Raw genomic sequence first — 7,348 nt, 5'->3', positions numbered from 1 at the left:
GGGCTGGGGCTGGGCGAGCACGCGCCGTACAACCTGCTGGTCACCCGGGACTGGATGCTGCTCGTTCCGCGCAGCCGCGCGGAGGCCCTGGGCGTCAACGTCAACGCGCTGGGCTTCGCGGGCTCACTGCTGGTGCGCACGCCCGAGCAGTTCGACGCGGTGGCCGCGCTGGGGCCGCTGGAATTGCTGCGCCAGGTCGCGGGCGTCGCTCCGTAGGAGAGGTGCAACCGCGCGAGCGGACCGGCACAATGCCCGGGCATCAGTCTCACGGAGCGACCCCCATGGATGTGAACGAGCTGGCCCGCGTGCCGGGCGTGAACCCCCAGGTTCCCGACGCCGCACGCATCTACGACTACACGCTGGGCGGCACCCACAACTTCGAGGCCGACCGGCAGGCGGCGGAGTACATGTTCTCGCTGCTGCCCTCCACGCGGAAGTGGGTGCGGATGCTGCGCGGGTGCCTGCAGGCCGCGGCGAAGCGGCTGTCGTCGGAGGGCTTCACGCACTGGGTGGACTTCGCGTCCGGCCTGCCCACCAACGACCACGTGCACGGCGTGCTGCCGCCGGACGTGAAGGTGCTCTATTCGGACATCAACCCGCTGACCATGGCGCAGGCGCGCGTGCTGTTGGGGAACGACCCGCGCGTGCGCTACCTGGAGTGCGACATCCGCCAGGCGAAGTCCTTCCTGGAGCGCCCGGACGTGCGCGGCTTCCTGGGCGGCGAGCGCAAGGTGGCCCTGGGCGCCAACGGCATCACCGTGTTCCTCAAGGCGGAGGAGAACCGGAAGTTCTTCCGGGACCTCTACGACTGGGCCGCGCCGGGCTCCAGGCTCTTCACCACGTTCGAGACGAAGGACCCCGCGAAGACGACGCCCCAGTGGGAGCAGTTCGTGGGCATGTTCCACAAGATGGGGGAGAACTTCGAGCTGTTCTCCCTCCCGGAGTACCTGGAGCTGTGCCAGCCCTGGACGCCGGGGCCCGGTGGCGTGCAGACCGTGAGCCGGTTCCTCGGCCTGCCGGAGGACGCCATCACGGAAGAGGACCGTCAGGGCGTGGGCATCGAGTTCTACGCCGTCATCCTGGAGAAGAAGTAGCCGCCTTCGCGCGGTAGCGCAGTCCGATGAGCGCCGCGACGAAGCCCGCAGCGGCGCCCACGCCCAGCGCCTGACGCGGGCCGAACGTGTCCGCGACCCACCCGACGACGGGCGCACCCAGCGGCGTGCCGCCCAGCGCGATGGCCAGGAGGATGGCGAGCACGCGCCCTCGCATGGCCGGGTCGGTGGACAGCTGCACCAGGCTGTTCGCGGTGGTGGTGAAGGTCTGCGCCGACACGCCGATGACGACGAGCATCACGGCGAACAGGGCATACGCCGGCATCACCGCCGCGAGCGTGAGCCCCGCGCCGAACACCGCGGCCCCCGTCACCAGCAGGCTGATGCGCGGCTGCGCGCGCCGGGCGGAGAGCAGCGCGCCCGTCACCGAGCCCATGGCCATGATGGACGTGAGCAGCCCATAGCCGCTGGCGCCCTGGCCGAAGACGCGCACGGCCATGGTGGAGATGAAGATGGGGAAGTTGAGGCCGAAGGTGCCGATGAGGAAGAACATGATCAGCACCGCCTTCAGGTCCGGCCGCTTCCAGACGTAGACGAAGCCCTCCAGCAGGGCGCCTCTTGAGTGGAGCGCCCGGTCCCTCACGTGCAGCTCATGCACGCGAAGCAGGCTCAGCGACCCGAGCACGGCGCCGAACGACGCCGCGTTGAGGACGAACATCCACCCGGAGCCCACGGCGGAGATGAGCACTCCCGCGATGGCGGGCCCCAGCATCCGCGCGGCGTGGAACGAGGTGGAGTTGAGGGCCACGGCGTTGGACAGGTCCTCCTCCCCCACGAGCTCCGACACGAACGTCTGGCGCGCGGGCGCGTCGAACGCGGTGACGCACCCGAGCAGGAACGCGAACACGTCCACGTGCCACAGCCGCACGTGCCCCCACAGCGTGAGCAGTCCCAGGCCCAGCGCCAGCGCGCCCAGGGACGCCTGCGTGGCGAACAGCAGCTTGCGCCGGTCCAGGTGGTCCGCCGCGTAGCCCGTCAGGGGAAGCAGCAGCAGCTGCGGCGCGAACTGGAGCGCCATCACGACGCCCACTGCGGTGGCGTTGTTGTCGGTGAGCTGGGTGAGGACGAGCCAGTCCTGGGCGGTGCGCTGCATCCACGTGCCCACGTTGGACACGATGGCTCCGGCCGCCCACGTCCGGAAGTTGTAGCCGCGCAGCGAACGGAACGTGCCCGTCATCCCGTCCGGTATCTCACCCGCACGACTCTCCCGCCAGCGCGCAGCGGCCGGACGCACAGGGCGTGAACGGAGGGTTGGAGCCGCAGCCCGAGGCGGCGCAGACGCAGGTGGTGACCCGGTGGGTGGCGGGGCTGCAGCAGGGCTCGTAGCCGTAGAAGGGCTGAGGGCCCGCGTCGATGCCGCCGTCCACGCCCGCGTCGGTACCGGCGTCACCGGGGAGGCCGCCGTCGGTGCTGGTGCCCGCGTCGATGCTGGTGCCCGCGTCTGCGCCGCTGGAGCCTCCGTCCATGGGCTCGCCGCCCGCGTCTTGCGTCGAGGGGCCAGGGCAGCTGTCGTTGCGCGACGCCGCGCAGGTGCCGGACGCGCAGGCTTTGAAGGAGGTGTTGCAGCCGTCGTCGCCGTCGCAGGGGCAGGTGTCCACCTGGTTGCGGACGCAGCAGACGGCCCAGGACACCTCGCCCAGCAGGTCCGGGTCCTCGTAGAGCGGATCGAAGCAGGCGCCCAGGAGCGCGAGGAGGCTGGCGAGGACGAGTCGTTTCACGGCGCTTGGGACACCCGCCGCGGCCGGTCTGGGACATGCCGGCGGGGTGCGACTAGTATCCCACACCCCATCGTGGAAGCGATGCGATGTCCCAGGCCACCGGGGCCGGGTGTCTCAAGGACGAAAAGGAAGGTCGGACCAGGCGGATGGGCAGCGGGCTCGATGCGGAGGAGCTCAGGCAGCTCTACGAGCGCTTCGCGCCCGTGGTGCACCGTCGCGCGCTCGCGCTGCTGGGCCGCGACGCGGATGCCTGGGACATCGTGCAGGAGGTCTTCGAGCGCATGCTGACGGCTGGCGCGCGGTTCCGACGGGAGGCCCGTCCCATGACGTACGTGTACCGCGTCACCACCAACCTGTGCCTCAACGCGCTGCGCTCGCGCCAGCTGCGGGAGCCGGTGCTGCTGGAGGCTCCGGAGGCCGCGGCGCTCACCCCTGGCCAGTGGGAGGCCGCGGACTTCATCCGCCACCTCGTGGGGCGGATGGGCGAGCGCGAACTGGAAGTGGCCACGCTGCACTTCTTCGACGGGCTGACGCAGGAGGAGATCGCCGGGATGCTGGACGTGTCGCGAAAGACCATCGTCCGCGACCTGGACTCCATCCGGAAGAAGGCGGCGGAGCTGGGGCGGCTGCCGGAGCCGCTGGAGGCGGAGCGTGGCTGAGCACCTGACGCGGCTGGAGATGGATGAGTGGCTGTCGGGACTGGACACGACGGGCCACGCGGAGCGGCACGTGGCCGCCTGTCCGGCCTGCGGGATGATCGCCGAAAGGATGCGGCAGGCGCGCGCGTCGAGCCTGGAGCAGCCGCGCGCGAAGGCGGTGCTGGCGAGGCTGGAGGAGAAGCGGGCGCATTCGGCGAAGCCGCGCTGGAGCTGGGCCGTGCCGCTGGTGGCTGCATTGGCGGCGGGGCTCGCGCTGATTGTCTACGTGCCGCGAGGCGCGGAGGACGGCGTGCGGTTGAAGGGGACCGTGGCGCTGCGGCTGCTGTCCGAGCAGGGCGCGCCGGTGATGGACGCAAGGCCCGGTGAGCACGTGACGCTGGCGGTGGGCACGGGGCCCTACCGGAACGTGCTGGTGCTGGCGGTGGATGAGGCGGGGACGGTGGATGCGCTCTGGCCGCCGGATGGCCGGACGAGCGGCATGGTGGATCCGGGGGCGGAGGTGAAGCTGTCGCCGCCGCTGGAGGTGACGCCGGGCTCGGTGGCGTTGCACGCGTTCTTCGCGGATGCGCCGCTGGACGTGGCGCAGGCGCGCGATGCGCTCACGTCGCGAGTCGCGGAGTCCCGGGCGAAGGGGCAGGGCGCGCTGGATGTGGCGACGCCGGGGGACGTCGGGAAGGCCCAGGCGCGCACGTTGCTGAGGGTCGTGCCGTGAAGTGGGTGCTGGGGGCGCTCGCGGTGCTGCTCATGGTGCTGAGCCCTCTTCCGGGCGTCGCCGCGGAGGATGCTCCGCGCCGCTGGGCTCTGGTCGTGGGCGAGAATCAGGGCCTGTCCGGCGAGGAACGGCTGCGCTTCGCGGAGACGGACGCGCAGCGGATGCGCGAGGTGCTCCAGGAAGTGGGCGCCGTGCCGCCGGAGCGCACGATGGCGCTGCTGGGCACGGATGCCGCCAAGCTCCGTGAGGCCATGGCGCGCTTCCGTGCGCGGCTGGCCGCGGAAGCTTCGCCGCGAGACTGGCTGCTGCTGTACGTGTCGTCACACGCGGGAGACGGCAGCCTGCATCTGCGCGGCACCGAGCTGCCAATGCGCGAGCTGGTGGACTTCCTCAAGGGAGCGCCAGTGGGCGTGGGGCTGCTCATCCTGGACTCGTGCCGCTCCGGCGTGGCCACTCGACTGAAGGGCCTGAAGCCCGTGGCCGCGCCCGTCACGATGGAGGCCTCGGACCTGGAGGGCCGGATTGTCATCAGCGCGTCGGGCGCTGATGAGTACGCGCAGGAGTCGGATGCGTTGCAGGGCTCCTTCTTCACGCACCACCTGGCGGTCGGGCTGCGTGGCGCGGCGGATGCTTCGCGCGATGGCCGCGTGACGTTGGAGGAGGCCTACCGCTACGCCTACGCACGGACGCTGGAGTCCACACTCGTGTCTCCAGGCGGCCTGCAGCGCCCCACGTTCCGCATGGACCTGCGCGGACGCGGGGAGTTGATCCTCTCCGAGCCCCAGCATGCGCGGGGCCGATTGACGCTCGACGTGAAGGCGCCGGGCCGATGGTTGGTGATGGCGTCGGAGAGCGGCGCACTGGTGGCGGAGCTGGAGAAGGGCGAGGGCCCGACGACGCTGGCCGTGGCACCGGGTGCATACCGGCTGCTGCTGCGCGCGGACGAAGGGTATCTGGAGCGGTCGGTGCGCGTGCCGCTCGATGGCGCCGTGTCGGTGGGCGGCGAGCCTCTGGAGCAGGCCGCGCGGCTGAGGCTCGCGCGGAAAGGTGGACCGGGATCGGCGTTGATGGTCGCCGTCGGGCCGTCGCTGACGTCGGGCATCGTGGCGGGCCTGTCGTCGGTCGTGGGCCTGGACGTACGCTTGATGCGCGAAGGGTCGCTGTTGCCCGGCGTGGACACGTCGAACCTGGGGCTCGCGGTGCGGCGGGGAACGGGCCGCGGGGTGGACTTCCAGCAGACGGAGTTGGAGCTGCGGCTGGGCGCGGGGCCGCACTGGGACCTGGGCGCGTGGACGTTCAGCGGAGCACTGGAGGCGGGAGCCCTGGCCGTCTTCCAGTCACGCATCCCGGACGAGGACGCACGCTTCGGAGTGGAGCCGCTGGCGCTCGTCACCGGAGGCGTGCGCCTGGACGTGCGAAGCCGCCTGTCGATGCTCCTGACCGCCTCCGCCGGTGGCGTCATGGCGAAGCGCGACCGGGGCACCGCCCTGGTCCCCAGGGCCTCCGCGTCCCTGATGCTCGGGTACGCGCTCTGACCCTCCGGCCTGACGCGGCAAAAAAACCTGTCCGACAGTCGGACAGGTTCGTGGAGTGCACTGCCGGCAGCGCAGGGTTCATCGGTGGTCGCCAGTGGCGGTGGCTTCCAGGTAGAACGCCCAGCCCGTTCCTCTCCGGAGCCATCCATGACCCTGCGCCGTCATCTTCTGCTGTCCATCACGCTGGGCCTCACCCTGGGCTGCGCTGGCGCGAAGCCGGCTGCTGAACCGGGCGCACTGGAGCGGGTGGCGCTCGTGCATGGTGGCGCGGGGCCGTGGGCGGTGGCGGGCTACCGGATGGGCGATTACGCGCTCCAGCGGCTGGGCCTGCCCCGGGGCAGCTTCAAGCTGGAGGTCATCCACCACAGCCCGGCGCAGGTCCAGTACACCTGTGTCGCGGACGGCGCGGCGGCGGCCACTGGCGCCAGCCTGGGCAAACTCAATCTTTCACTGGTCACGACGCCCGCTCCGGAGAACGTCGCGACCACGTTCCGCAACCGCGACACCGGCCAGTCCCTCACGCTGCGCCCGTCCGCGTCCTTCGTGCAGCGCTTCCGTGACGTCCCTCGCGAGCAGCTGGGCGAAGCGGGCCGGACCGTCCTGACGCTCCCGGACGCGGACGTCTTCGAGCCCGTCACACCCTGATCAGAGGACCACCAGCGCGATGGCCAGCAGCGGCAGCGCGCCCTGGACGAGGCTGGCCTTGAGGAAGTGCCGGTTGCTGCTCACCAGCACCACCGCCGCCGCCAGCATGCACGCGCAGCCGAACACCACGGCCGCCACGCCCGACGCCACCGCACCCGTGTGCACCAGCACCACGCCCACCAGCACGCCCAGCGCGAGGAACAGGTTGTAGAAGCCCTGGTTGAACGCCATTCCCTTCATCACGTCCGCGTCCGCCTGCGACTTCAGCCCGAAGCGCCGCCACACCTTCGGCTTCGAGAAGACAATGCTCTCCATCACGAAGAACAACACGTGGATGAGCGCGGCGATGACCGCGAAGACCTGCGCCAGTAGCGGCATGGTGACTCCCCCTCCGGGGTCGGGATATTCTGAACCAGTCAGTTCCGAATTCATATTGAAACGGTCGGTTCAGAATTGTCAAGGAGGGTGACGTGGCGCGGACGCGTGCGTTCGACGAGACAGAGGCGGTGCGGGCGGCGCTGGGCGTGTTCTGGTCGCGCGGCTACGAGGCGACGTCGCTGTCGGACCTGGAGGCCGCGACGGGGCTGAACCGCTCCAGCCTGTACCAGACGTTCGACAGCAAGCGCGGGCTGTTCGCGCGGGCCATCACGCTGTACCTCCAGGAGGTCATCACGCCCCGCTTGAGTGTCTTCGCGAAGGGCGCTCCGGGCCTCGAGCAGGTGACCGGGTACTTCGAAGCGCTCGCGGCGACGATGGCCACCGCGCCGCCGGCGCTGACGCGGCGGGGCTGCCTGCTGGTGAATACGGCCACGGAGCTGGGCCCCCATGACGCGGAGGCGAAGCAGGCGGTGGAGGACTACCGGGCGCTCCTGCGGGGCCACCTGACGCGGGCGCTGGAGGGCGCGGCGCGGGCGGGCGTGGTGCCTCGCAAGACGGTGGCGCGGCGGGTGGAGCTGCTGGTGGGGGC

The 7,348-nt window shown here is 71.0% G+C and carries 9 protein-coding genes and 1 pseudogene; 7 read left to right on the top strand and 3 right to left on the bottom strand.

Annotated features, from left to right (window positions below):
• A pseudogene (locus D7X55_RS32215) lies at positions 1 to 216 on the top strand (ATP adenylyltransferase); the annotation flags it as partial.
• 65 nt (positions 217 to 281) lie between these two features.
• Complete coding sequence (locus tag D7X55_RS32210; RefSeq protein WP_121725061.1) at positions 282 to 1,094, top strand: SAM-dependent methyltransferase; 813 nt, start codon at positions 282 to 284, stop codon at positions 1,092 to 1,094.
• On the opposite strand, the gene D7X55_RS32205 is transcribed toward D7X55_RS32210, so the two are convergent.
• Both D7X55_RS32205 and D7X55_RS32200 read right to left on the bottom strand, forming a co-directional pair.
• On the bottom strand, positions 1,075 to 2,289 hold the full coding sequence (locus D7X55_RS32205) for an MFS transporter (protein ID WP_121725060.1): 1,215 nt from the start codon (positions 2,287 to 2,289) through the stop codon (positions 1,075 to 1,077). The two genes, D7X55_RS32210 and D7X55_RS32205, sit on opposite strands and share 20 nt — an antisense overlap.
• A 13-nt stretch (positions 2,290 to 2,302) precedes the next feature.
• Positions 2,303 to 2,830, bottom strand: a complete 528-nt coding sequence (locus D7X55_RS32200; protein ID WP_121725059.1) for a hypothetical protein — start codon at positions 2,828 to 2,830, stop codon at positions 2,303 to 2,305.
• A 146-nt stretch (positions 2,831 to 2,976) separates the two neighbouring features.
• On the opposite strand from D7X55_RS32200, the gene D7X55_RS32195 reads away from it, so the two are divergent.
• From D7X55_RS32195 to D7X55_RS32180, 4 genes are all read left to right on the top strand, one after another.
• Positions 2,977 to 3,489 (top strand): sigma-70 family RNA polymerase sigma factor, encoded by a 513-nt coding sequence (locus D7X55_RS32195; RefSeq protein ID WP_120548608.1) that lies wholly within the window; start codon positions 2,977 to 2,979, stop codon positions 3,487 to 3,489.
• Positions 3,482 to 4,201, top strand: coding sequence for a hypothetical protein (locus D7X55_RS32190; protein ID WP_121725058.1), 720 nt, complete (start codon positions 3,482 to 3,484; stop codon positions 4,199 to 4,201). Before D7X55_RS32195 ends, D7X55_RS32190 begins: the two co-directional genes overlap by 8 nt.
• Positions 4,198 to 5,736: a caspase family protein gene (locus D7X55_RS32185; protein WP_120548606.1), complete on the top strand. Its 1,539-nt coding sequence runs from the start codon at positions 4,198 to 4,200 to the stop codon at positions 5,734 to 5,736. The genes D7X55_RS32190 and D7X55_RS32185 overlap by 4 nt, the downstream gene beginning before the upstream one ends.
• Positions 5,737 to 5,883: 147 nt before the next feature.
• Positions 5,884 to 6,381, top strand: coding sequence for an FmdE family protein (locus D7X55_RS32180; RefSeq protein ID WP_120548605.1), 498 nt, complete (start codon positions 5,884 to 5,886; stop codon positions 6,379 to 6,381).
• On the opposite strand, the gene D7X55_RS32175 is transcribed toward D7X55_RS32180, so the two are convergent.
• Complete coding sequence (locus tag D7X55_RS32175; protein WP_120548604.1) at positions 6,382 to 6,759, bottom strand: DUF1304 domain-containing protein; 378 nt, start codon at positions 6,757 to 6,759, stop codon at positions 6,382 to 6,384. It lies immediately after the preceding gene.
• A 92-nt stretch (positions 6,760 to 6,851) separates the two neighbouring features.
• Between D7X55_RS32175 and D7X55_RS32170 the strand changes: the two genes are divergently transcribed.
• Positions 6,852 to 7,348: TetR/AcrR family transcriptional regulator (locus D7X55_RS32170; protein WP_147470285.1), on the top strand; the 497-nt coding region annotated here is incomplete at its 3' end.

This window comes from Corallococcus sp. AB049A (assembly GCF_003668885.1).
GTDB classification, from domain to species: domain Bacteria; phylum Myxococcota; class Myxococcia; order Myxococcales; family Myxococcaceae; genus Corallococcus; species Corallococcus interemptor.
The sequence above is the reverse complement of the archived record's forward strand: the minus strand, read 5'-3'. Positions and strand labels throughout refer to the sequence as shown.